This is a genomic window from Cupriavidus sp. SZY C1 (assembly GCF_032190535.1).
In the GTDB taxonomy this organism is placed as follows: domain Bacteria; phylum Pseudomonadota; class Gammaproteobacteria; order Burkholderiales; family Burkholderiaceae; genus Cupriavidus; species Cupriavidus pauculus_C.
Genome location: NZ_JAUANU010000013.1, coordinates 20881 through 45636 on the forward strand (window position 1 = coordinate 20881; position 24756 = coordinate 45636).

The following is a 24756-nucleotide window of genomic DNA, read 5'->3' on the forward strand; positions in this document are numbered from 1 at the left end:
CGCGCGCTATGCCGCCGGCAGGTCGGCCCCGCCGCCGGGCTGCAGCAGTTGCAGCAGGAAGTCCTGCAGCCGGGTCAGTTCGCCGGCGATGCCGCCCGGAAAGCCCTGCCGGCCGCCCCGGTCGTCGATCAGCAGCCCGGCCAGGAACGCCGATACGGCCGCCGCGTTGCCCAGCGCCCCAAGCTGGTTGCCGATGCGCGGGTAGGCATAGAACAGCTCCAGCGGGCGCACCTCGCGCGGCAACTGGGCCAGCCAGCGCAGCGCGGTGGGCGTGAGCGACAGGTTGACCGGGTTGTCGGGCTGGCGCAGCTCGCTCCAGTCGACGGCCGGCATGGCGGGCGGGCCGTCGTCCAGCACCTTCCGGGCTTCTTCGACCGTGACGAATTCGAACGAGATGGGGTCCATGGTGTGTGGCCCGCTGGGGGCCGATAGATTGCGCGCCGACGCCCATCTTAACGGACAGCCCGCCCCGTTTCTGTAGCCCCTTCGTAGGTCCCGTGGCGCCAAAGTCATGGCTGGGCGCCCGATTGGTCATGGCAGGCCGGCGCCGCTTTGCCACACTCCAGGCATGCAAACGGAGCTGCCATGACCTGGGATTTGCTGATCGACGCGGATTGCGTACCGGTGACACTGCGCGCGGGCGCCGAAGTGGCGTGCCGTGCCGGCCGGCTGTGGATGACCGCCGAAGTCCGCCACGCCGGGCGCCCGGCGCGGCCATCGGCCGACGTCGTCCTGCTGGCCGGCCAGCGCTGCCGCGTGGACGCGGACGGCATCTACTTCCTGAGCGCGCTGCGCACGGCGGCGGGCAGCACCGCGCAATGCCAGATCATCCCGGGCGGCCAGCAGCGGCTGGTGCTGCGCCCGACCTGACGGCCGCGGCCTCCTCGGCGATCCAGTCGGCCACGTGGCGCACGTCGTCGCGCGGCGTCTCGGTGGCGTGGATCAGCCAGAACGCGTTGGGGCTGGGCATGGCCGCGCCGGCCGACGCAATCACGCTGAGCTGGCCGCCGTCGATCAGCGCCCGGATCAGTTCCAGCCGGCCCAGCGCCACGCCCTGGCCGGCCAGCGCGGCATGGATCATCTGGTCGTACTGGTTGAAGCGCAGCATGCCGCGCCGGCTGGCGTGGCGGTAGCCCTGCGCGCCCAGCCAGTTGCGCCAGTGCAGCCACGGGCGCGGATCGTCGAATTCCAGCAGCGGCAGGTCGGCCAGTGCCTCGGCGGATGCCAGCCGCCCCACGCCAAGCGACGGATTGGCCACGGGCGCGATGGTTTCGTCGAACAGCCGGATCGCGTGCGACGGGGCGGCCGACGCCGGGCAGTAGCGGATGGCAAGGTCGATGCCGTCGGCGCGCAGGTCGCTGATCTGGTTGCTGGCCGACAGCCGCACGTCGAGCTGCGGATGGCGGCGCTGCAGGCTGCCCAGCCGGGGCAGCAGCCACAACCCCGCCACGCCGATGCTGGCCGTCACCGTGACCGGCTGGCGGCCGTCGCGCTTGCGCAGTTCGGCGGCCACGTCCTGCAACTGCTGCACGGCGCCGTCGGCGCTGCGGAACAGCCGCTCGCCCTCGGGCGTGAAGGCCACGCCGCGATGCTGGCGCACGAACAGCCGCACCTGCAGCTGGTCTTCGAGCGCGCGGATCTGCCGGCTCACGGCGGACTGGGTCAGGCACAGGTCGTCGGCCGCCTGCGTGATGCTCATGCGCCGGCCCACGGCCACGAAGCCCTTGAGCAGGTCGAGCGGGAACAGCCGGACGAGGGGGACGGACATGGCGGGCGACTCGGGCATGGCGGGGACGGGCACCCATTACAGCACGGAATGCCGACCGTCTGCCATGCGCCGTGGGAATGCCTGGCGGCCCGAAGAGTCGTTTGCGCGGCGCGCCCCGATCGCATGAAATCGCAAGGATCAACCACCCCGTTCCGGGAGACCGCCATGATCCGCACCCCTGCCACGCATGATGCCCGCGCATCGCAGCCCGACGCCGCGCCGTGGTGGCGCGGGCCCGCCTTCCTGCTGCTGGCGGCCGGGCTGGTGATGGGGCTGGCCCTGGGCGTGCGCCACGTGCAGGGCCTGTTCCTGCTGCCCGTGGTGGCGGAGCGCGGCTGGACGCGCGAGGCCTTCGGCTTTGCCATGGCCGTGCAGAACCTGGTGTGGGGCATCGCCCAGCCGTTCACGGGCATGGTGGCGGACCGCTTCGGGTCGTGGAAGGTGATGCTGGGCGGGCTGGCGCTGTACGCGGCCGGGCTGTGGGGCATGTCGATGGCGCCGTCGTCCACCGCGTTCGTGCTGGCGGCGGGCATCCTCGTCGGCATCGCGCAGTCGGGAACGACGTTCGGCGTGGTCTACGGCGCGCTGAGCCGCATGGTGCCGCCCGCGGCGCGCAGCCGGACGCTCGGCATTGCCGGGGCGGCGGGCGGCATCGGCCAGTTCCTGATGGTGCCGGCGGCGCAGGCGCTGCTGTCGGTGGCGGGCTGGCAACTCGCGCTGATGGTGTTCGCGGTGGCGGCGCTGGTGCTGCTGCCGCTGGCGCTGCCGTTCCAGGACCGCGCGCCCGGCGCGGATGCGGGCGGCAGCCACCCGCCGATGGGCGCGGCCATTGCCGAGGCGTTCCGGCATTCGGGGTTCTGGCTGCTGAACCTGGGCTTCCTGGCGTGCGGCTTCCAGCTCGCGTTCATCGCCAACCACCTGCCGGCCTACCTGCGCGACAAGGGCATGGCGCCGGCCAGCGCGATGATTGCGCTGGCCATCATCGCGCTGGCCAATATCGGCGGCACCTACGCGTTTGGCTGGCTGGGCGGCCGGCATGTGAAGAAGTACCTGCTGGCGGGCATCTACCTGGCGCGCACATCAGCCATGGCGCTGTTCGTGCTGCTGCCGCTGAGCCCGGTGACGCTGTACGGGTTTGCGGCGGTGATGGGGTTCCTGTGGCTGGGCACCGTGCCGCTGACCAGCGGGATCGTGTCGCAGGTGTTCGGCGTGCGCTACATCACCACGCTGTTCGGCTTCGTGTTCTTCGGCCACCAGCTGGGATCGTTCCTGGGGGTGTGGCTGGGCGGGCTGGTATTCGAGCTGACGCGTTCCTATGATCTGGTGTGGATGGGGGCCATGGCGCTGGGCGTGGTGGCCGCGGCGCTGCACTGGCCCATCGACGACCGTGAGATCGTGCGCGTGCCGTGGCGGCAGGCGCGGCCCTGATCCGGCGGGCGGCCGGCGGGCAGTGCGCGGCGCGGCAGGTGGAGTATGCTTGGCACGTCCGTCCCCGCACAGATTCTCCGGAGCCCGCCATGCCGATTCGATTCCCTGTCTGGATGGCCGCCATCGCCGCGGCCGTTGCGTTGAGCGCCTGCGCATCGTTGCAACCGGTGGACACGGGGCAGAAGCTGATCGGCAGCCCGCAGTCGGCCGTGCGCGACACGTTTGGCGCGCCCACCGACACGTTCCAGCTCGCCAACGGCACGCAGCGCTGGATCTATTCCAAGCAGCCGTACGGCTACGAGATCTACGTGGCCGACTTTGACGCCAGCGGCCGGCTGACCGGCTTCCGCCAGACGCTGACCGAGGCGGAGATCTACACGGCCCGGCCCGGCGTCTGGACCAAGCAGGACGTGCTGGAGCGCTGGGGCCGCCCGCGCGAGCCGGTGCAGTACTACTCGCTGATGAAGCGCGAGGCATGGTCCTATCGCATGTACCTGCCGGGCTACGTGCCGGCGCACTTCAGCGCCTACTTTGACGACAACGGCGTGCTGGACCGGACGATGATCATCCAGGACGCCCGCGGCGGCGAGCGCAGCCGGAAGTAGCCGCCGGGCCGGCCCGGCGCCGGCCTATAATGGCTCGCCCCCCGCACCGCCACACGGGGCGGCCTTCCGGTTCGGCCCCATCGTCAATGCCCTCGTATCCTCTCGTCCTTTGCCTGACCATTGCCGTGGTGTGTAGTGCGGGCATGGCCGTTGCCGCCTGGCCGCGCCGTGACGATCCCACCGTGCGCGCATTCCTGGTGCTGGCCGGCGGGGCGGCCATCTGGAGCGGCGGCCGGCTGCTGGAAATCAGCGAGACCGAGCTGGCGGGGCGCATCTTCTGGGCCAAGTTTCAGTACGCGGGCATCGTGGCGGTGCCCATCGGCTGGCTGGTGGCGATGGTCCACCTGAGCCGTCCGCGCTACGTCGTACCGTGGTCGATGCTGTGGGTGCCGGTGCTGGCCGCGCTGCTGAGCCTGGTGCTGGTCTTCACCAACGAGCGCCACCACCTGATCTGGACGTCCATCGAGCTGATGCCGCCCGGCGTGTCACCGGGCGCGGTATTCCATCACGGCATCGGGTACACGGCCGTGGCGGCGTGGACCTACGCGATGCTCGGCCTGAGCCTGTTCTTCCTGGCCACGGCCGAGGTGCCCAACGACGCGCTGTCGGTACGCGGCCGCAACGTGCTGATGGCCGGCCTGATGCTGCCGCTGGCGGCGCACATCGCCTATCTCTATCGCTGGACGGGCCCGCTCGGCGGCGACCTGACACCCGCGACCTTCTCGCTGATGACGCTGCTGGTCTGGTTCTGCGCGCTGCGCACGCACCTGGACGACACCGGCCACTACGCCCGGCTGCGCGTGTTCGACACGATCCGCGAGGGCTGCGTGATCCTGGGCGGCGACGGGCGGGTGGTCGAGTTCAACCCGGCCGCCGCGCGCTTGGTGCCGGAGCTGCGGCGCGGGCAGATGCCGCCGGCGCTCTGGCATCGCGCGCTCGGCGAGCCGGGCAGTGGTGCTTCGGCAATTCCCGAGGGCGCCGGCTACGAGGTGGCCGTGGAGCCGGTATGCCGCATGGACGGCCGGCAGATCGGCCTGCTGGTGTTCATGCGCGACGTCAGCCGCTACCAGTCGCGCGAACTGGCGCTGGCCACGCAGCTTGGCGAGACGGCGGAGCAGTTGTCGCGCGTGCAGGCCGACCTGGACATCGACGCGCTGACCGGCATTCCGAACCGGCGCTACTTCCAGCGCGAATCGCACGCGGCCGTGTCGCGCGCATGGGAGCGGGGCACCGAGCTGGGGCTGCTGATCCTGGATGTCGACCTGTTCAAGCAGTACAACGACCTCTACGGCCACCCGCGCGGCGACGAATGCCTGCGGCAGGTGGCGGCGGCGCTGGTCGGCGTGCTGCGCGGCGCCCAGTTCTGCGCGCGCCTGGGCGGCGAGGAATTCGCCGTGGTGCTGCCCGAATCGTCGATGGAAGAAACCCGCGCCGTCGCCCGCGCCATGGTGGCCGCCGTGCGCGAACTGGGCATCGCGCACAACGGCACGCCGGTGCAGCCGTACGTGACGATCAGCGTCGGCGCCGTATGCGCGGTGCCGGACGCCGCCCGGCTGGAGCCGCTGCTGCACCGCGCCGACAGCGCGATGTACCGCGCCAAGCGCGCCGGCCGCAACCGCTACGTGCTCGACGGCAGCCTGTACCTGGGCGTGCAGAACAGCTGATTTCACGCCCTTGCCACAAAGGGCTTGCAAATTCCCAAACCTTCTGTAGAATTCGCGGCTCGCGTCGCAGCAGCAATGCAGCGAAACGAAGCCCAGATGGCGGAATTGGTAGACGCACTAGGTTCAGGTCCTAGCGGTGGCAACACTGTGGAGGTTCGAGTCCTCTTCTGGGCACCATTCCAAGACCCTGCTCAACGAGCAGGGTCTTTTCATTTGTAGGCCCAGAAAGGGCAGTCCTTGAGGACTGCCCGCGAGGACTCGAATGGGTTGCGCTTGCAAGCGCAACCCCGGGGTCGCGCATGGGTGACCGAGTCCTCTTCTGGGCACCAATTCAAAAGCCCTGCTCATCGAGCAGGGCTTTTTCATTTTCTGCTGGCGATGGCGGCTGTTGGGCGGCCGGCCCTCACCCCCGGCCCCTCTCCCGCAGGCGGGAGAGGGGAGCAAACCGATCACGCTTGAAATGCCGTCTGGGTGCTCCCCTCTCCCGCGCGCGGGAGAGGGGTTGGGGGAGAGGGCCAGCCGACCAACCGGCGACACCCACAGCCCTGGCAACCGCGCCGCCGCAGGCCACCGCCACGCCATGGCCGACGCGCGACTAGTCGCGCCCCCGGCGCTTGTATCCGGTGAGCATCGCGCCGATCAGGTTCTCCCGGCCCTTGATGCTCATCGCAATGGCCGCCGCCACATGCAGCACGACCAGCCCGAGCAGCGTGTTGGATAGCCAGCGGTGGATGTCGATCGGCCAGTCCTCGCCCCAGAACGGATCGAGCCGGGACATCCAGCCCGTGACGGCCAGCGCCAGGATCAGCGCCCACATCGCCAGCATCGTCACGGCGCCCAGCGGCGTATGGCTGATGAACCGGGGCGCCCGCCCGCGCAGCAGCGCGCGGCTGTACGCCAGCACCCCGGCAGGGCGCGGCAGCCACGCGCGAAAACGCGCGTGCTCGGTGCCGATGAAACCCCACAGGATGCGGAACAGCACCAGCCCGGCCGCCACGTAGCCCAGCACGCGGTGCATCTGGTCGCCGGAATCGTCGATCACGTCATAGAGGACGATGGCCGCCACGCTCCAGTGCGTGAAGCGGACGGCCAGGTCCCAGACGCGAATCGAGTCGGACGTCCGGACCCGATCCGCCGGGGTGGCCATGTCTACTTCTCGATTTCGGATTTGACGATGTCGAGCGTCTTGGTATCGAAGTAGATCTCGGCCTTCTTGCCGTCCTTGGTGGTGCCGTAGATCTCGTAGCAGTTGCCGTCGATCTTGAACTTCTTGATGTTGTAGCCCTGCGCGGCAATCTTGGCCTTGGCATCGGCCTCGGGCATCCATTCGGACTTCGGATGCTTGGCGCAGTTGGCGCCGGCCAGCGCGGCGGTGGAGAACAGTCCGGCGACGGCTACGGCGGCGATCTTCTTGTACATGGCTCGACTCCTCGCAAAAAAGCCCATCGGGCAATGCCAAGCATCCTAGGCCGGGATGCAATTGATTCTCAATGTAGGTTTTCCCGGTCAACCGTCAAGGAAGGTGCGAATAAATCGCTCTACAGGGCGGGATGTCATCGCGCTGTCACCATCCCGTAATGTCCCTACCGGGCACGTGGACTTCACGATTGTTCGCGTTGTGGGACAATCGCGGCCCATCGGGTAAGGGTTTTCCCGGTATCTCGCTTCGAAGGGCCTGCATGAAAACGATCGACTGGAAGGACTGGGAAATCTTCTGCCGCGTGGTGGAAGGCGGCGGCTTCACGCAGGGGGCGGAACTGGCGGAAGTGCCAAAGTCGTCAGCCAGCGCGGCAGTGGCGCGGCTGGAGGGCCAGCTCGGCGTGCGGCTGTTCGAGCGCACCACCCGCCGCGTGCGCGTGACGCAACGCGGCCAGCAGCTGTACGACCGCGTGGCGCCGCTGTTTGGCGCGCTGCGCGAGATCAGCGCCGAAGCGGCGTCGGTCAGCGCCGAGGTCAGCGGCACGCTGCGCATCGCCACGCCGTACGAGGTGGGCTCGCAGCACCTGGCGCCGACCGTGAACCGGCTGCTGAAGCTGCATCCGTCGCTGCGCGTGCAGCTCGACATGGCCTGGGACCAGCCCGACCTGATCCGCCACGGGTACGACCTGGCCTTCGTCATGACCGATACCGGCCTGCACGACAGCTCGTTCGCCAGCAAGCGCGTGGTGCTGATCGAGCGGGCGTTCTACGCGGCGCCTTCGCTGATCCGCGAACGCGGGCTGCCGCACGCGCCGCAGGACCTGCAGGGCTGGCCGACCGTCGGCAACCTGGACGACTCGCACTGGGAATTCGAGCGCGACGGCGTGCAGACGTACTCGCTCGATGTGCAGCCGCGCATCTGTACGCACAACGCCGAGGTGCGGCTGCAGGCGGCCGTCGACGGGCTGGGCGTGACGCGGCTGTCGCCGCGCTTCGTCCACGAGCAACTGGTGCAGGGCCAGCTTGTGCGCGTGCTGCCCGGTTATTCGTCGTCGCCGCTCAAGGTCTACGTGCTGATGCCCGCGCGCAAGCTGATGCCGGCCAGCGTGCGCGCGTTCCTGAACGCGCTGGAGGAAACGCTGGGCGTGCCGGAGACGCGCCGCCCGGTCACGCGCCTGGCGGCGACCCTGCAGCCGGATGCGTCCGCGCTGGTGCCGGAGGCACTGGCCGCGTCGCTGCAAGACCCCGACGGCGCGCCCGCCATCGCCACGCTCGGCTGAGCAGGGCCCGCGCGGCGGGCCGGGTCAGTAGGGCTGGTCGCCGCTGCGCAGGTCGAAGGCCAGCGTGTCGGCGATCTCCAGCATCTCGTCGTCGTCCTCGCTGCGCGTGATCCAGCCCGCGTAGGCGTCGCCGCCGGTATCCCAGTTCCAGAGCGTGTAGCCGGCCACGCGTAGCTGGTCGGTCGCCAGCTCCATCAGCTCGGGCACGCTCGTGCCTTCCAGGAAGTCCTCGTCCTCGGGGTCGTCGGTGCCCCAGTCGATCTCCAGGTCGATCCGCTCGCACAGCTGGTTCAGGCAGCCGATGAAGGACTCGGCATCCTTCCAGTCGACATAGAAGCCGGCCTCCCAGTCGATGATCTCCTTGATCTGGAAGAGCAGCATGTCGGCGTCGGCCTCGTCCTCCTCGGCGTCTTCCAGCGCTTCTTCGAACAGCGCGAAGTGCCGCGTGGTCTGCTGGGTGTCCCCCAGGTTGATCAGCGCGAACAGCCGGCTCACGGCGTCTTGCGCGTCGTCGTCCAGTTCTATTGCCATCCGTGGCTCCTTGGTGGCCAGTGGTCTCCGTTCATGCGGCCACTTTTACGATTTCACGATGCCCGCGCGGCGTCACGCGCAACGCGCGCGACGTGCGGGTCGGTTCGATCCAGCCTTTGTCGAGCATGGTCTCCAGCAGGGCGGCACCCAGCGCGCCGCCCAGATGCGGCTTGCGCTCGCTCCAGTCCGGGCACGTGCACGCAAACTGCCGCCGCTTGCGCCGCGCGGCGGCCAGGTCGATGCCCAGCAGCGCCAGCGCCTGCGAGCCATCGGCCGTCAGATCCACGCGCGTGCCCGCCACGGCCAGCCACCCTGCCTGCGACATTCGTTCGAACAGCCCCACCGCAAGTTCCCCGGCCAGATGGTCGTAGCAGGTGCGCGCCTGCCGCAACGCGGGCGGCGTGGCGCGCGACACCGGCACAGCCCGCAGACGCGGCGGCTGGCTGGCCAGCGACGCCGTCGCAAGTGCCTCGATCGCCACCCCGATCTCCGGCGCTGCCAGCCGGTAATACCGGTTGCGACCGCGCGATTCCACGGCCAGCAACCCGCCTTCCGACAACCGCGCCAGATGGCCGCTGGTGGACGACGCCGACAACCCGGCAATCGCCGCCAGCTCCCCCGCCGGCCGCGCACTACCGTCCATCAGCGCCCAGAGCATCGCCGCCCGGCCGGGATCGGCAAGCAGGCCAGCAAGCTGGCTGATGGCAGGAGCGTATTCCATAGTTCATGAAGGGGTGAAGGGACGATGGGAGTATAGGCGGTTGGCGGGGGAGTTGAGGGCGAGCGGTGGCGCGTTACAGCGCCAATGAGGCGACGCGGCTGACCGCTGTCGCAACCCATCTGCCGCGCGTCTGAACCACTGAAGCGGAGTCGTTCAAAAGCGACAACCAGGGCAGGCATCAGGGTGACAGGTCGGCAAAGCGTATCTTTCCACCGTCGGAGTTGAGAAAATCCCGCTTCGAGGATGGCCTCCTTGTGCATGGCTCGGGTTGATGCCCAAGCCACGACCGTTCGCACGGGAGCCCGACCGCAAGAACTAAAACGACGATGGCGCGTGCATAGCTGGCAACCAGCTGGCGGCCGCGCAGGGAAAAAGGGTCGCCGGCCTGGCCGGCCACAAATCTGCATGACAAAACGCTTACGCCTCGCCGCCGGTGAACAGCCGTGCTTGCGCGCCATTGCCGGCGCCGTTTCCATTCTCTCGATGTCCCTCGCCGCGACGCCGGTGCAAGCCGCCGGTGGCAATGGCGGTGCCGGCGGGTATAGCGCTCCAACACCAGGCGGATTGGGCGGCTTCGCCCAGGGCGCGTCTGGCCAGAACGGACCGACCGTCCTGGATGGGGATGGCACGGGTGGCGGCGGTGGCGCGCGCAATGCAGCCGGCGGCCAAGGCGGCATCAGCCAGTACATGACAGTGCCCGGCAATACAGCCGGCGCAGCAGGGACCGCACCGGGGCAAAGCGGCGGCGTTGGCGGCGACGGTGCCTTCGACAACCTCGCGTTTGCGGCCAGTGGCGGCGGCGGCGGCGGCGGTGGCGCGGACGGCTTGATCGTGGGCTCTGCACCGCTTGCCATTTCTACCGCGATCCTGGGCGGGAGCGGCGGCACGGGCGGCAATGGCGGTAGCGATGCGTCGTCTCCGCCTGCGGCCTACCTGGGCGCAGGGGGCGGTGGCGGCGAGGGCGGGTATGGCGCGGTCCACGCTGGCGGTGCGGAAATCGCGGTCAAGGCGGGCGCCGTGGTGTCCGCCGGCCGAGGCGGCAATGGTGGCAATGGCGGCGGTTCCAAGCCGACGGCGAACTTCCAGGGCGCGGGCAATGGCGGCGACGGCGGCGTCGGCATGTCGGTGACCAGTGCGGCCACCGTCCATATCGAAGCAAGTGCGGTCGTGTTCGGCGGCGGCGGCGGGGCAGGGGGATCGGGCGGAGACGGTGTCTACGACCTGTACGCCAGCCAAGGCGGCAGCGGCGGCAAGGGCGGCACCGGCATGGAGCTCGCCAGCGGCTCGACGCTGCTCAACGAGGGCACGATCGCAGGGGGCTCCGGGGGCGCCGGTGGCCTGGGCGGCATGAACAACGATGGTTCGCGTGCCAACTTCGGCACCGCAGGCGCGTCTGGCGTGGGCGTGCGCGGCAGCAACCTGACCATCGTCAACAAGGGGACCATCCTGTCAGGCGGCTTCGGCGCGGCCGCTGTCCAGTTCACGAACGGTAGAAACCGTTTCGAGTTCTGGACCAACAGCGCCGTGGGAACAATCGAGGCCAACGGCACAGACGACACATTCGTGCTGGCCGGCGACACTGGCACTTCCACGCTTGCCGGCGGCATTGGCAACGCTGGCCTTTACCGCGGTTTCGAGCATTTCGAGAAGATTGGTGCGTCGGTGTGGACGCTTGCCGGGACCAATACCGACGTCACGAACTGGAAAATCCTGGGCGGCACCCTGGCGGTTGCCTCGGACGCCAACCTCGGCGACGCAGCCGGCACGCTGGCGCTGAACGGCGGCACGCTGCGGACCACGGCAACCATGACGACCGCGCGGGGCACCACGCTGGGCGCGGATGGCGGCACCTTCGAGGTTGCGAACGGTACGCTGACCCACAGCGGTGCGATCGACGGTGCAGGCAGCCTCGCCAAGACCGGGGGCGGCACGCTGGATCTGAACGCCGTGAACACCTATTCCGGCGGCACGCAGGTCAATGCCGGCATGCTAAGCGCCAACGTCAACGGTGCGCTCGGCACAGGGGCGGTGAGTGTGGACGGGGGCGCCACGCTGCGCCTGTACGGCAACTTTGACCTCGGTGGACGTCAGCTCACCAATCGGTCCGGCTACATCCAGCTTTTCGGCGCCGGGACGCTCGGCAACGCGCAGGTGACGAACCTCGGCGGCTTCACCTATCTGCTGGGCAGCAGCACGGCGGCCAATGCCACCATCGTCAACGACGGCGGCACGATGTCATTCCAGGAAGGCAGCAATGGCGGCAACAGCCGGGTCACCACCCGTAGCGGCAGCCTGACCGAATTCTGGGGCTGGAGTACCGGCGGCAACGCCTCGCTCGTAGCGGAGGCAGGTGGCCGGGTCGATTTCTCAGGCACGTTCGGTCCGACGCTTGACCACCGGATCAGTGCCGGCGCCATTGCAGGGGCAGGCCGCTTCCAGCTTGGTCAGAACATGCTCACGGTGGGTGGTGACAATGCCTCGACGACAGTGAGCGGCACGATCGAGGATGGCGGCGCGGGGGGCGGCAGCGGCGGGGGGCTCATCAAGGTGGGCACTGGCACGCTGACCTTGAGCGGTGCCAACACCTATACCGGTGCGACGTCGGTGAACGCGGGCACGCTGGCGGTGAATGGCAGTGTGATGGGTGCGGTCACGGTGAACAACGGTGCGACGCTCGGCGGGGTGGGCAGCGTGGGCAATACCGTGATTGCGTCGGGCGGCACGCTGGCCCCAGGCAATTCCATCGGCACGCTGACCGTGCATGGCGACCTGACGCTGGCCGCCGGCTCGACCTATCGCATCGAGGCCGATCCAGCTTCGTCGGCAAGCGATCGCGTGGCGGTCAGCGGCACGGCGACGCTCGCGGGTGCGGCGGTCCATGTGGGCCCTGACGGCAACTTTGCCTCCACCCGTCGCTACACCATCCTGACTGCCGGGGCGCTGCAGGGGCGTTTTGCCTCGACGGCCTCCAACTACGCGTTCCTTGAACCGACCCTGACCTACGGCGCCAACGAGGTCACGCTGGCGCTCACGCGCAAAGATGTCACGGCGCCGGAACCTGGTTCGCCGGTCGATCCGGCTCCTGGGGCCGGCACAGGCGGCACGGGCGGCACGGGCGGTGCCACCCCGCGTCCGATGCGCTTTGCCGATGCGGCCGTGACGGGCAACCAGCGTGCCGTGGCCAACGCACTGGAGACCTTGCCGGACAGCAACCCCGTGCACGAAGCCGTGGTGACGTTGCCGGCGGGTGCGCCGCCCGCCGTCTTCGACAGCCTCTCCGGCGAAGCGCACGCCAGCGTGGCGACGGGCTTGATGACCCTGGCGGGTGGGGCACGGGCGGTGCCGGTCGCGCATCTGAACGACAGCCTGTCTGCCGGCATGCTGCCCGGCGCGCCGATTGCGCAGCTGGGCGGCGCCGTGCCGGCCGCTGCGATGCCTATCTCCGCTGCCCAGCCGCTGTGGGTGGAGGTACTGGGCAACTGGCAACGCTTCCACGGGAGCGCTGATGCAGCGTCCGCAAGCCAGCAGACCGGCGGATTCTATCTCGGTGGCGATGGCGCAGTAGGGCAGGGCTGGCGCGTGGGCGGAGCGTTCGGCTACGCCAATAGCACGCTGCGCGTGAGCGAGCGATCCTCGCGCGCGATCACGGATTCGTTCAGCGCCACGCTGTATGGGGGCCGCGCGTTCACGCTCGGCGGCGGCAAGCTCAAGTGGCTGTTCGGCACCGCCTATAGCTGGCACGACGCCGACACGGACCGGCAGGCGAATCTGGGCGGCAGCACGGTACAGTCCCTGACGGCCAGCTATCACGCCAGCACGGCGCAAGTCTTTACGGAAGCTGGCTTCGCCATGCCGCTATCGGCGGCCACCCAGCTCGAACCGTACGCCGGCGTGGCCTGGAGCGACACACGCACGCGGAGCTTTGCGGAAACGGGCGGCTCGGCGGCGCTGCACAGCCCCGGCGACAGCAACACGCTGACCACGACCACGCTTGGCTTGCGTACCAGCGCGCGTGGCCGGGTGGCTGGTACTGACGCGGCAGTCTACGTGGGAGCGGGCTGGCGCCATGCTTTCGGCGATATCCGCCCGGCTACCACGCTCGCCTTCGACGGTAGCCAACCGTTCACAGTGACCGGCGCGCCGATCGCGCAGAACGCGGCGTTGGCCGAACTACGCGCCGACTTCGCCATCTCGCCCATGGCCACGCTTGCCTTGCGCTATACCGGCCAGTTCGGCGGCGGCAACCAGGACCACACTGGCACGGTGGGTTTGCGCTGGAGGTTCTAGCGTTGCAAGACAGGCGGGACGTGAGCGGTTCGGCCACGCTGATAACCGTAGCCGTCCCGCGACATCTTCCGCTTGCAGCCGTTACATAACGTCATGGCGTGATCTACCATCACCCCCGCTACGTCTTTGTAGCAAAAACAATACATATAAGGGTAGATCCATGCAGTCCAACATTTGTCGTGGAATCCGACGCGCCGGGGTGTGCGCGCCGCAAGCTTCTGCTATCGCGCTCGGCGTCGCACTGCTATTTCCGATAGGGGCGTCCGCCGGCGAGTACTTCGCCTCAAACCTGGCCGAATTGCAGACCGCCATGGCGGCGGCCAATGCTGACGGGGACCAGAGCGCGGTCATTCGCCTGACTGCGAGCTTTACAGTGTCCGGTGTCCTGGCAGTCCCGGCCCCCACCAAGCCGATCACGATCGACACGAACGGCTTTGTACTCTCCAAGAATGATGCCGCCGTGGGCAACTTTGTCACGTCGACCGCGGCGCCGCTTATCTTTAACGGGAACTATGCCGGCACGGCCGGCGCCACGGCGAACACCGCGCTCGTTCTCAACGGCGGCGGCCAGGCTGTCATCAATGGCACCGTGACTGGCGGCGACTCCACGGTGGCCGGCAGCGGTGGCGGCGCAGCCGTGTCGGTGCTGGCCAACACCAGCCTGGTGAACAATGGCTCGATCAAGGGAGGCAGTGCGACCGGCGCCGATCTGAGCGTGAGCGGCTTGGGTTCCGGCGTGTCGCTGTCGACCGGGGCAAATCTCGTCAATTCGGCGACGGGTCTGATTGTGGGAGGCGATGGTACTGGCGGGGTGGCGGGAGTCGGCGTCAACGTGAACGTGACCACGGGCAGCAGCCTCGTCAACCAAGGCACCATTCGAGGCGGTGCCGACCTGAGCGGCGGCGCGGGCGGCGGCCGTGGCATCCGCTTCACGGGCGGTGTCAGGGCCTCGCTCGACAACTCCGGTCTTGTCGAGGGCGGGGTCGGCAACGTGGCGGTCTATGTTCAATCGGGCACGCCTTCCATTACGATCTTGAACTCCGGCACCATCCGCGCCGGCACCGGCTACGCGAATGCCATCGAATTTGCCACCGGCACAGGCGTCTCTGCGCTCGAACTGCAGGCCGGCTCCAACATCATCGGCAACGTGGTCGCCAGCGCCACCGATACCAACGACGCCTTCCGCCTTGGCGGCGCCACCAACAGCGTGTTCGACGTGTCCACCATCGGCGACGCGGCACAGTACCGCTATTTCGATACCTTCACCAAGACCGGCACCAGCACGTGGGCGCTGATCGGGACCGGCACGGTGACCACGCCGTGGACGGTGCAACAAGGCACGCTGCAGATCGGCAATGGCGGTAACAGCGGCAGCCTGGCCAGCAATGTCGTCGTCAATGACGGCGCCACGCTGGCCTTCAACCGCTCGGACAGCTACACCTACGGCGGCATCGTCTCCGGTGCCGGCGGCCTAGCCCAGAACGGCACCGGCACCACGGTGCTGACGGCGGCCAGCACCTACACCGGCCCGACCATCGTCAACCTCGGCACGCTGGGCATCGATGGCTCGATCACCAGCCCCGTGACGGTCAACGCTGCCGGTACGCTGTCCGGCAGCGGCACGATCTTCGGCAATGTCACCAACAGCGGCACGGTCACGCCGGGCGGCGGCGCGGGCGTGCTGACCATCGCCGGCAACTACATCGGCAATGGCGGCACCGTGCGCGTGAATACGGTATTTGGCGGCGATAGCTCGGCCACCGGACGCATGGTGGTCACCGGCGACACGTCTGGCACCAGCCAGATCCGCGCCGTGAAGGTCGGCGGCACCGGCGCTCCGACCGTCGAGGGGATCAAGATCATCGACGTGCAAGGCGCATCGCATGGCACCTTCACACTGGCCGGCGACTATACCTATCAGGGCGAGCAGGCGGTGTTGGCGGGTGCGTATGCGTATCGCCTGGCCAAGAACGGCGTATCGACGCCCGACGATGGCGACTGGTATCTGCGTTCGACGCTGGCCGAAACAGCCCCGACAGGCAACTCGGGCACGGCCACCGCTGCGGCCCCGCTGCTGGCCCCGACCGTGCCGCTGTATGAAGCCTATTCCAGCGTATTGCAGCGCTTCAATGAACTTGGCACGCTGCAGCAGCGCGTGGGCAATCGCTCGTGGTCCCCGAACGCCTCGGTGCAGGCCGAGCAGGACGCCGGCAAGCCGATCATCGGCCGCGGCGCGTGGGCGCGTGTGGAGGGCTCCACCACCCATGTCGACCCGTCGACCAGCACCACCAGCGCCAGCTACAACGTCCGCATGTGGAAGTTCGAGGGCGGTGTTGACGCCCCGGTCATCCAGAACGACGCCGGCACGCTGGTGGTAGGCCCCACCTTCCACTACGGCATCGCCAATTCCAACGTATCGTCGATGCTGGGCAACGGTTCGGTCGATGCGACTGGCTATGGCTTTGGCGGAACGGCCACGTGGTACGGCAACAATGGTGCCTATGTCGATGCCCGCGCAACGGTGACGTGGTACGACACCGATATCCGTTCGTCGACGCTGGCGACCAAGCTGGCGAATGGCAACCGGGGCAGCGGCGTGGCCACCAGCCTGGAAGCCGGCCACCAGCTGGCGCTGGGCGGCAACTGGTCGATCACGCCGCAGGCACAGCTCGCCTGGTCGCAGGTGCGGTTCGACGCCTTCACCGACCAATACGGCGCCAACGTGTCGCGCGACAACGGCAACAGCCTGGTCTCGCGCCTGGGCGTGTCGCTCGACCACGAGGCAAGGTGGGCGGCCGGCAACGGCAAGACGAGCCGCTCGCACGTCTATGGCATCACGAACCTGTACTACGACTTCCTGCACGGCACGTCGGCACGCGTGGCCGACCTCAGTGTCGTCAGCAAGGAACAGGCGCTGTGGGCTGGCCTGGGCATCGGCGCTTCGCTGAACTGGGATGACGACCGCTACACGGTCTATGGCGAACTGCTGGCGCGCACCAGCGTGCAGGACTTCGGCGACAGCAATGCAATCGGCGCCAAACTCGGCGTACGTTATCGCTGGTAACGGCGATTAGGGGGGGCTGGGCCCGTCTGGCGCCCTCCCTCCGCCTGAGAAAAACGGACCTGTCCCGCTGGTAACCCTACGCCGCAACCCCCTCCGCAATCTCCCCCAGCCCAATGACGACCGTGATATTCGGCGTCCAGTTCAAACGGTCCGTGTTCACTTCGGCAAACGTGCTCACCGTGGCGGCATAGCCCTGTGCGCGCAGGTCGTCGGCGAGCCGTTGGGCGCGGGGTTCCAGTGCCGATTGGGGGTTGTCTTCGTTGATTTCCAGCACCAGCGTGGTCTCGAACTCTTCCTTGCCCTTCTGGATCGCGCTGTGCATCGCCTTGAGCTGCTTGTTCGCAAGCGCGACGAGGCGGCTGTACCGGGATTCTTCCTGGCTGGCGCGCAGGGCTTTGGCGGCGTTGATGATTTCGGTGCGATCCACGAACATGATGGCCTTTTCGATGTGGGGTGAGGACGCGCAGCGCCAGAAACGGCAGCCACGAGATACTGTATAAATATACAGTATTCGTCATTTGTCCCGCAAGGTCGAAAAGCGGACGTCCCTTGCACCGTGCCACATCCGCTAGAACGCCACGGTCACCGCGGCAATCACCACCTGCTCCTGCGACTTCGGGTTGAACCAGTACACGCTGCCGGTGACCTTGCCGTACGTGAGTTGCAGCATGCCGCCGCGCTGGAACTCGCGGTCGCCGCCGTAGATGCGGGTGCGCTGCGCGACCAGCCCCAGCCGCAGCCATTGCACCGGCCGGAAGCCCAGTTCGCTCCAGGCATAGGTGTAGGGCGTGGTGGACCCCGTTCCCGGCAGGTATTCGGCTTCGATGTAGTAGTCGAACTTGCCGACCGACAGGCTGGCCTCCACGCCGGCAATGGGGCCGTGGGCGCTGCCCGCCACGAATCCGACGATGGGCGTCACCTTGTACTGGATCTTCTCGCCGCCCGAGAACGACCAGCCGATAAAGCCGGACTTGGCGTCCAGCGCCTCGTAGTTGATGCGCGCTTCCAGGTGAAGCGCGCCACGGTCGGCGGCGAAGATGCCCGAGCCGTAGTTGCCTTCCGGCCGGGGCATGTTCCAGAAGCCGGTCGCCAGGAAGCTCCAGGCCGCCGGCGCGTCGCCGCCGGCGTCGGGCGGGTCGACGGCCACTTGCTGGGCCTGGACCCCGCCGCAGGCCAGTGCAAGGCCGACCAAGGCCCACCCCGCCCGCATCTCAGCCCCCCAGCGCGATGACCGCCGCGGTCACCGCCACGCCCAGCGCCATCATGCCGAACCCGGCGCGCCACGGGTTCATGCCGCCGTAGTGGCCCAGCGCGGCGCCGCCGACGAATAGCATGATCAGCGTCAGCACCCTCGACACGATGAGCGCCGTACCCACGTCGTGCAGCAGCACGAACGGCAGGGCCACGGGAAACGTCGACAACACGACGATGCAGAAGATGCGGATCGCCGCCAGGCCATCGCGAAGGTTCAGCGAAGGCCGCGCCGCCACGGTGGCGCCCGCTGCCAGCCGCGCCCGCATTGGCTCCAGGTCGTCGTCGGCGATGTGCGGGTTCATGGCCGGGGGCAGCGCGTCGCGGATCGCAGCGATGCCGGTGGCCGGGTTGCCGTCCTGCACGGTGGCCGCCAGCTTCTGCAACATGCCGCGCCCGGCGAGCGTGCGCACCAGGTACATGATGGCGTCGACCAGTCCCCAGGCGAGGTTGCAGCCCAGCGCCGCGCGCAGCATGGTCTCGGGCGTGTCAGACCCGCCCGAGGCCGAGGCGACGGCGCCCACGAACGTCAGCGCCATGTAGAGCCCGAAACACATTTCGGACACCCGGTCCACCACATCCAGGCCCGGCGCGGGCGCGGCGGCGGTGACGACTTGGGGCGGATGGACAGTCGGCATGCTCGTGCCTCCCCCAGAGATCGGGAATCGACTCCGCACACGGTAGGCCGTTCGCCGCCGTCCATCCATTGGACCAAAGTCCCAGCGCATCCCGCCGCCCCTGTCGCATTCCGGATCGCGCGCCGTCGTGTTCCGGTTCGATAGCCCGGCACCCCGTGCCTAGACTGCTTGCACGTCAAGCAAGGAGCCAACCCGTGTCGATCCTGTCCCTTCCCGCCAGCGCCGTGCGCCACGCCGCGCTGGCGCTCGGCCTGACCCTTGCGGCCAGCACCGGCGCCGCGCACGCCGAAACGTGGCCGGCGCGGCCCGTCGTCATCGTGGTGCCGTTTCCTGCGGGCGGCGGCACCGATCTCGTGGTCCGGTCGATCCAGCCGCAACTGCAACGCGAACTGGGCCAGCCCGTGGTCATCGACAACCGCAGCGGCGCGGGCGGCACGCTGGGCTCGGGGTACGTGGCGCGCGCCACGGCCGACGGCTACACGGCCGGCGTGGTGACCACCAGCACGCACGCGGTCAGCGTGGCGCTCTATCCCAAGCTGCCCTACCACCCCGCAAAGGATTTCAGCTACGCGGGCTTCATCGGCACGTCGCCGTACGTGCTGGCTGTCAACAACACGCTGCAGGCGCGCGATGCCAAGGCGCTGATCGCGCGGCTCAAGGCCGACAAGTCGCAGCACAGCTTTGGCTCGGTGGGCGTGGGCACCGTGTCGCACCTGATGGGCGAGCAGTTCCAGAAGCTGGCGGGCGTGCCGCTGGTGCACGTGCCGTATCGCGGTGCCGCGCCGGCCTATACGGACCTGATCGGCGGGCAGGTGCAGATCATGTTCGACAACCCCGTGGGCCTGGCGCCATACATCAAGGCCGGCAAGATCACGGCGATTGCCACGACGGCGCCCACGCCGCTGCTGGCCGATGTGCCGACGTTCGCCAGCCAGGGCGTGCGCGACTTCGAGCAGCAACTCTGGTACGGCATCGCGTTCCCGAAGGGCACCCCGGCGGCCATCGTCGAGCGCTTCAACGCGGCGCTGAACAAGGTGCTGGCCGACAAGGCCGTGGCCGACGACCTGGCCGGCAAGGGCGTGACGGCGCGTCCCGGTACGCCGGCCGCGCTGCAGGCAGCGGTCCAGAAGGACATTCCGTACTGGGGCGCGATTGCGAAGTCGGTGGGAGCCACGGGTGAATAAGGTGGACATGGTGCGCGTGTTCGTGCGCGACGGACAGGGCGGCAACCCGGTGCCGCTGGTGGCTGACGCGCAAGGCATGAGCGCGGACGCCATGCAGGCCGTGGCGGCCCGGCACGGGCACGAGTCGGCGTTCGTGCTGCCCGGCGCCAACGGTTGCGACTGGCGCTTTCGCTTCTTCGTGCCGCAGCACGAAATGGAAATGTGCGGCCACGCCACCGTCGGCACGCTCTGGGCGTTGCGGCAGTGGGGCGACTGGACCACGCCGACCGCGCGCATCGACACCCTGAGCGGGGTGGTCGAGGCGCGCTGGGACGAGGCGGGGCAGCGCGCATGGATCTCGCAGCCCGCGGTGCGGACGCAAGCGCTGGCGCCGGACCAGTGCGATCGCGTGGCGGCGCAGATGGGCCTGCCCGCCGGATCGTGGCCCGCCACCAACGCGGCCACCAGCCGGGTGAAGACGCTGGTGGAGCTGCCATCGGTTGCCGCGCTCGATGCCTTGCGTCCCGACTTCGCCACCATGGAAGCGCTGTGCGCATCGATCGGTTCCACGGGCCTCTATCCCTATGCCTGGGGCGACACGCTGCCGGACGGCCGGCGCGTGGTGCATGCCCGCCAGTTCCCGAAGTCGTCGGGCTATCCCGAGGATGCGGCCACCGGCATCGCGGCGGCCGCGCTCTGGGGCTATCTGGCCGGCCAGGGCCTGCTGGGCAGCGCCGCCATCGCATCGATTGCGGTATGGCAGGGCGACGCGATGGGCAGCCCGTCGGAGATTCTGGTGGCACCCCGGCTCGATGCACAGGGCAACACGGTGGGCTGCTGGCTCAGCGGTGCGTCGACGTGGGGCGGGCAATGAGCGTGCAGCCACCGGTTCAACCGGAATCGCCCGAATCCCGGCTGGCGGCAGTGGGTTTGGCCTTGCCGCCGGTGTCGGCGCCCAGGGGTCACTATGCGCCGTTCTGCGCGATACCGGCCGGCGCCGACGTGCAATGGGTGTCGATCTCGGGTCAGGTCTGCCGCCGCGATGGTGTGGCCATGGCGGGCGAGTGCCGGACCGATGACGACGTGCCTGCAGCCCGCCAGGCCGTGGAAGTCGCGGTGCTGAATGCGCTGGCCGCGTTGCGGCAGGCGTGCAACGGCGATCTGTCGCGCGTGATCCAGGTGGTGCGGCTGCGCGGCTTCATCCGCGCGGCGCCAAGTTTCACGCGGCATCCGGCGGTGCTGGACGCCGCATCGGCGGTGCTGCGCGTGGCGTTTCCGCACCAGCCTTTGCCGGCGCGCAGCGCGCTGGGCGTGGCCAGCCTGCCCGACTGCGCGTGGACCGAGATCGAGATCGACGCGCTCGTCGCGCGCGCCTGATCGATTGCAACGGGTTGGCTAGCCCGGCCCCGCCGTGTCGCGCAGCAGCCGGTGCAGGTGGCCGCTCGATGCAAAACCAAGCTGCACGCTGACGCTGGCCGCAGACCGGCCGGCAGCCATCATCGCCCGCGCATGCGCGGCCAGCACACGGCGGCGCAGGGCCACGGGGCTGGCGCCGCATTCGGTCTGGCATGCACGCTGCAACTGGCGGATCGAAACGCCCAGTTCGGCGGCCACCGCGTCGATGGTTGGCAGCGGCAGGTCGCGCTCCAGCGCCTGGGTGAAGCGCCGCATCATGCGGCGGGCCAGCGATGCCGGCTCGCCGGGCATCGCCAGCGGCCGGCTCGTCACCAGCTGCTCGACGATGGCACGCACCAGCCACGCGGCGCTCGACGGCGTCACCGTCGGCGCCAGCAACGCTTCGAGCATCGCAATGGTCGGCGCGTCAAGATGCATGGCGCCCATCCGGTGGCCGCCCGGCATGCGGTCGGGCGGCAGGTAGAGCTCGCCGTGATGCTGGCGCGCGTGTTCGGAGGCGGTGAGATGGGACGTCGATGCCGGCAGCAGCACAGCCGTGCCACGCACCAGCGCGGCGGCGTGCCGCGTATCGGGATCGTCCGGCGCCGCGTCCCACACGGCCTTGAGCCGGCCCATGCGCGGCCAGAGCAGCATGCCGCAGTCATGCGTATGCCATTCGCGCCGGAACGACGGCTGCCGGCTGTCGTGCAGCGCAAAACCATGCGTCGCGGTCAGGTGAAGCTTGGGAGACAGATGGGGGCGAGGAGTCATCGCGGCGATCCGGCGGGCGAGGGCGCTACGTGGCCGATCATACGCCGGTTGGCCTGGGCCGTCGCGGTTGCCCTGTCTGTGCGTTGCCCCACGCTGACGGGCCGGTGCGCCGCACGGCGTGGAAGCCATCGGCCAGCGCTTACAGTAAATTCCAAGCATCCGCGCTTGCCGCGCCTTGCCGGGAGACCACCGTGGGCAACATGCATGATCGCCGCCGCTTCCTGGGCGCCGCACTGGGCGGCCTGCTGATTCCCACTCTGCCGGCCTGTGGCGGCGATGACGATCCCGCGCCCGCGCCGGGTCCGGCCCCGGTGCCGGACGCGCAGGTCTCGCAGGCCATCGCCCAGCTCGATACGCTGGCCAGCAACCTGATGACCCGCTCCGGCGTGCCCGGCATGGCCGTGGCCGTGGTGCGCAACGGCCAGACCGTCTATGCGAAGGGGTTTGGCCGCCGGCTGGTCAGCGATCCCGCGCCCGTCGATGCCGACACGGTTTTCCAGCTTGCCTCGGTCTCCAAGCCCATCGGGGCTACCGTGGTGGCGCGGCAGGTGGGCCGGGGCAGCATCCAGTGGGACACGCCGGTGGTCCGGCAACTGCCATGGTTCCAGCTATCGGACCCCGATTCCACCGCCGCGGTCACCGTCGGCGACCTCTATGCGCATCGCTCCGGCCTGCCTGACCACGCCGGAGACCGGCTCGAAGACATGGGCTATGACCGGCGCGAAGTGCTCACGCGCCTGCGCTACCTGCCGGTGCATCCGCTGCGCGCGGTCTACGAGTACACGAACTTCGGCATGACCGCGGCGGCCGAGGCCGTGGCCACGGCGGCCGGCATCGACTGGGCCACGCTGTCCGCGCAGGCAATCTACCAGCCGCTGGGCATGACCCGCACCAGTTCGCGCTACGCGGATTTCGCCGCGCGCGACAACCGCGCGCTCGGCCACGTGAAGGTCAATGGCGCCTGGGTGCAGGGCATGGGCACGATGCCGGACGCGCAATCGCCCGCGGGCGGCGTCAGCTCGTCGGTCAACGACATGGCGAAGTGGCTGATCATGCTGCTGGCGCGCGGCGAGTACGGCGGCCAGCGCATCGTCGATGCCGCTGCGCTGGCGCCCGCGCTGACGCAGCAGATGCAAAGCAGCCCGCCCGTCGATGGCCGGCCCGCCGGCTACTACGGCTACGGCTTCAACGTCGGCACGACCGAGCTGGGCCTGACCGCCTACAACCACTCGGGCGCCTTCGCGGTGGGGGCGGCCACCAGTTTCACTGCGGTGCCGTCGCTGAACCTGGCCATCGTCACGCTGACCAACGGCTATCCGATCGGTATCCCGGAAACGCTCAACGCCCAGTTTCTCGACCTGGTCCAGTACGGCGCTTTCCGCCGCGACTGGAACGCGATCTTCACTGAAGCCTTCGCGCCGCTGCTCGTCCCCGAGGGCCGGCTGGTGGGCCAGTCGCCGCCGGCCAACCCGTTGCCGGCACGCGCGCTGTCCACGTACACCGGCACCTATCGCAACGACTACTACGGCCCGCTGACCGTGGCCGAGCAGGGCGGCGCGCTGGTCATGACGCTGGGCGCCCGGCCGCTGGTGCTGCCGCTGACCCACTGGGACGGCGACGTCTTCACCTTCACGCTCCACAACGAGAACGCCACGCCGGGGACGATCTCGCGCGCGACGTTCTCCAGCGACCAGGTCTGGCTGGAGTACTACGATCACGAGGGACTGGGGGTGTTTGTGCGGTAGGCGGGACGCTTGCCGGGGGACAGGCACTGGCCGGTTGCGGCTGCGAACGTCCCCGATCCTCACCACCGCCCCTCACCCCCCGGCCTGCCCTGGCGGTGGGCCTCGAACCGTTCCAGCAGAAAGTCGACCAGTACCCGGATCCTGTCGGACCGGGAGCTGCTGCCGCTGTAGACCAGGTGGATGTCGGCCGGCGCGAAGTGCCATTGCGGCAGCACGCGGCACAGGCTGCCGTTGCGCAGATGGTCGGCGATGTCCCATTCCGAGCGCACCACCAGCCCCTGGCCTTCCAGCGCCCAGATCACGGCCGATTCGCCGTCGTTGGTACTCATCGTGCCGCGCACCTTGACGGTCTCCTGCTGGGTGCCGTTGCGCAGGTGCCAGGTGCCGAAGGTCTCGTCCGCCTCGCGGATGAAGATGCAGCTGTGCCGGCTCAGGTCGCGCGGCGTGGCCGGCAGGCCGGCGCGTGCCAGGTACGACGGCGCGGCCACCAGCAGGCGCCGGTTGTTGGCCAGCAGCCGGGCCGTGAGCCGCACGTCGGGCAGGTCGCCAAAGTGGATCACGGCGTCGAGCCCCAGTTCGGTCAGGTTCAGCGGCCGTTCGCTCAGGTAGAGCTGGATTTCGATCTTGGGGAACGCCTGCGCGAACGCGGCCAGCGCCGGGGCGATGTGCCGCCGGCCAAAGCCCAGCGTCGCGCCGATCTTGAGCAGGCCGTGGGGCGTGCTGCTGTTGCCGGCCACCGCCCGTTCCAGCGTTTCCAGTTCGGCCAGGATGCGGCCGCCTTCCACCAGGTACGACTCGCCTTCGGGCGTCAGGCTGATGCGCCGCGTGGTGCGATTGAGCAGCCGCACGCCCAGCCGCGACTCCAGCGCCAGCAGCCGCTTGCTGACGGCGGACGGCGTCACGCCCAGTTCCTGCGCGGCGGCAGCCATGCTGCCGAACCTGTTGATCGCCATGAAAAAGGCGACGTCGGAGAACGCGTCCATTGGTGAATTGCAGGCAATAAAGATGTGATTCTGCCTAAATTAT

At 69.0% G+C, this 24756-nt stretch carries 22 protein-coding genes and 1 tRNA gene; 12 read left to right on the top strand and 11 right to left on the bottom strand.

Annotation, left to right across the window (positions count from 1 at the left end):
• Positions 1–6: 6 nt before the first annotated feature.
• Positions 7–405 carry a hypothetical protein gene (locus tag QTN24_RS19100; RefSeq protein WP_124685635.1) on the bottom strand — a complete coding sequence of 133 codons (399 nt, stop codon included), beginning with the start codon at positions 403–405 and terminating at the stop codon, positions 7–9.
• 180 nt (positions 406–585) lie between these two features.
• Here QTN24_RS19100 and QTN24_RS19105 point away from each other — a divergent pair, with 180 nt between their 5' ends.
• Positions 586–870, top strand: a complete 285-nt coding sequence (locus tag QTN24_RS19105) for a DUF2917 domain-containing protein (protein WP_313839022.1) — start codon at positions 586–588, stop codon at positions 868–870.
• Here the strand turns inward: QTN24_RS19105 and QTN24_RS19110 are convergent.
• The gene (locus tag QTN24_RS19110; protein ID WP_124685633.1) at positions 827–1768 is read right to left on the bottom strand and encodes a LysR substrate-binding domain-containing protein; all 942 of its coding nucleotides are present in this window, start codon (positions 1766–1768) and stop codon (positions 827–829) included. The genes QTN24_RS19105 and QTN24_RS19110 overlap by 44 nt on opposite strands.
• Positions 1769–1933: 165 nt before the next feature.
• On the opposite strand from QTN24_RS19110, the gene QTN24_RS19115 reads away from it, so the two are divergent.
• The 4 genes from QTN24_RS19115 (at position 1934) to QTN24_RS19130 (ending at position 5642) form a co-directional block, all read left to right on the top strand.
• Positions 1934–3196, top strand: coding sequence for an MFS transporter (locus QTN24_RS19115; protein WP_313839023.1), 1263 nt, complete (start codon positions 1934–1936; stop codon positions 3194–3196).
• Positions 3197–3285: 89 nt separating this feature from the next.
• Positions 3286–3801 carry a hypothetical protein gene (locus QTN24_RS19120; protein ID WP_124685631.1) on the top strand — a complete coding sequence of 172 codons (516 nt, stop codon included), beginning with the start codon at positions 3286–3288 and terminating at the stop codon, positions 3799–3801.
• 86 nt (positions 3802–3887) lie between these two features.
• Complete coding sequence (locus tag QTN24_RS19125) at positions 3888–5465, top strand: diguanylate cyclase domain-containing protein (protein ID WP_313839026.1); 1578 nt, start codon at positions 3888–3890, stop codon at positions 5463–5465.
• 90 nt (positions 5466–5555) lie between these two features.
• A tRNA-Leu gene (locus QTN24_RS19130) sits at positions 5556–5642 on the top strand.
• Positions 5643–6060: 418 nt separating this feature from the next.
• Here the strand turns inward: QTN24_RS19130 and QTN24_RS19135 are convergent.
• Entirely contained in the window at positions 6061–6612 is a 552-nt protein-coding gene (locus QTN24_RS19135; RefSeq protein ID WP_313839027.1) for a cytochrome b/b6 domain-containing protein, read from the bottom strand.
• A gap of 2 nt (positions 6613–6614) precedes the next feature.
• Positions 6615–6884, bottom strand: coding sequence for a PepSY domain-containing protein (locus QTN24_RS19140; RefSeq protein ID WP_124685628.1), 270 nt, complete (start codon positions 6882–6884; stop codon positions 6615–6617).
• 260 nt (positions 6885–7144) lie between these two features.
• On the opposite strand from QTN24_RS19140, the gene QTN24_RS19145 reads away from it, so the two are divergent.
• Entirely contained in the window at positions 7145–8164 is a 1020-nt protein-coding gene (locus QTN24_RS19145; RefSeq protein ID WP_313839032.1) for a LysR family transcriptional regulator, read from the top strand.
• 24 nt (positions 8165–8188) lie between these two features.
• Here QTN24_RS19145 and QTN24_RS19150 read toward each other — a convergent pair whose 3' ends face one another.
• Together QTN24_RS19150 and QTN24_RS19155 are read right to left on the bottom strand one after the other, a co-directional pair.
• Entirely contained in the window at positions 8189–8695 is a 507-nt protein-coding gene (locus QTN24_RS19150; protein ID WP_124685627.1) for a hypothetical protein, read from the bottom strand.
• 31 nt (positions 8696–8726) lie between these two features.
• Positions 8727–9416 (bottom strand): ArsR/SmtB family transcription factor, encoded by a 690-nt coding sequence (locus QTN24_RS19155; RefSeq protein WP_124685626.1) that lies wholly within the window; start codon positions 9414–9416, stop codon positions 8727–8729.
• Between the two features lie 405 nt (positions 9417–9821).
• Here QTN24_RS19155 and QTN24_RS19160 point away from each other — a divergent pair, with 405 nt between their 5' ends.
• On the top strand, positions 9822–13703 hold the full coding sequence (locus tag QTN24_RS19160; RefSeq protein WP_313839035.1) for an autotransporter domain-containing protein: 3882 nt from the start codon (positions 9822–9824) through the stop codon (positions 13701–13703).
• 160 nt (positions 13704–13863) lie between these two features.
• A complete protein-coding gene (locus QTN24_RS19165; RefSeq protein ID WP_313839037.1) occupies positions 13864–16767 on the top strand; it encodes an autotransporter outer membrane beta-barrel domain-containing protein in 2904 nt (967 codons plus the stop codon).
• A 76-nt stretch (positions 16768–16843) separates the two neighbouring features.
• On the opposite strand, the gene QTN24_RS19170 is transcribed toward QTN24_RS19165, so the two are convergent.
• The 3 genes from QTN24_RS19170 to QTN24_RS19180 form a co-directional block, all read right to left on the bottom strand.
• Entirely contained in the window at positions 16844–17200 is a 357-nt protein-coding gene (locus tag QTN24_RS19170) for a hypothetical protein (protein WP_253700304.1), read from the bottom strand.
• A gap of 135 nt (positions 17201–17335) precedes the next feature.
• On the bottom strand, positions 17336–17959 hold the full coding sequence (locus tag QTN24_RS19175; RefSeq protein ID WP_313839040.1) for a hypothetical protein: 624 nt from the start codon (positions 17957–17959) through the stop codon (positions 17336–17338).
• A gap of 19 nt (positions 17960–17978) precedes the next feature.
• Positions 17979–18656 (bottom strand): VIT1/CCC1 transporter family protein, encoded by a 678-nt coding sequence (locus QTN24_RS19180; RefSeq protein ID WP_313839042.1) that lies wholly within the window; start codon positions 18654–18656, stop codon positions 17979–17981.
• Between the two features lie 200 nt (positions 18657–18856).
• Between QTN24_RS19180 and QTN24_RS19185 the strand changes: the two genes are divergently transcribed.
• From QTN24_RS19185 to QTN24_RS19195, 3 genes are read left to right on the top strand one after another with little or no spacing between them, the layout of a single operon-like run.
• Entirely contained in the window at positions 18857–19840 is a 984-nt protein-coding gene (locus QTN24_RS19185) for a Bug family tripartite tricarboxylate transporter substrate binding protein (RefSeq protein WP_409559058.1), read from the top strand.
• A gap of 7 nt (positions 19841–19847) precedes the next feature.
• Entirely contained in the window at positions 19848–20693 is an 846-nt protein-coding gene (locus tag QTN24_RS19190; RefSeq protein ID WP_409559059.1) for a PhzF family phenazine biosynthesis protein, read from the top strand.
• Positions 20690–21196, top strand: a complete 507-nt coding sequence (locus QTN24_RS19195; RefSeq protein ID WP_313839045.1) for a RidA family protein — start codon at positions 20690–20692, stop codon at positions 21194–21196. The genes QTN24_RS19190 and QTN24_RS19195 overlap by 4 nt, the downstream gene beginning before the upstream one ends.
• Positions 21197–21214: 18 nt before the next feature.
• Here QTN24_RS19195 and QTN24_RS19200 read toward each other — a convergent pair whose 3' ends face one another.
• Positions 21215–21985: a helix-turn-helix domain-containing protein gene (locus tag QTN24_RS19200; RefSeq protein ID WP_313839047.1), complete on the bottom strand. Its 771-nt coding sequence runs from the start codon at positions 21983–21985 to the stop codon at positions 21215–21217.
• A gap of 200 nt (positions 21986–22185) precedes the next feature.
• Between QTN24_RS19200 and QTN24_RS19205 the strand changes: the two genes are divergently transcribed.
• The gene (locus tag QTN24_RS19205; RefSeq protein ID WP_124686708.1) at positions 22186–23730 is read left to right on the top strand and encodes a serine hydrolase; all 1545 of its coding nucleotides are present in this window, start codon (positions 22186–22188) and stop codon (positions 23728–23730) included.
• A gap of 59 nt (positions 23731–23789) precedes the next feature.
• Here the strand turns inward: QTN24_RS19205 and QTN24_RS19210 are convergent, their stop codons facing one another.
• On the bottom strand, positions 23790–24713 hold the full coding sequence (locus QTN24_RS19210) for a LysR family transcriptional regulator (protein ID WP_124685619.1): 924 nt from the start codon (positions 24711–24713) through the stop codon (positions 23790–23792).
• Positions 24714–24756 lie beyond the last annotated feature (43 nt).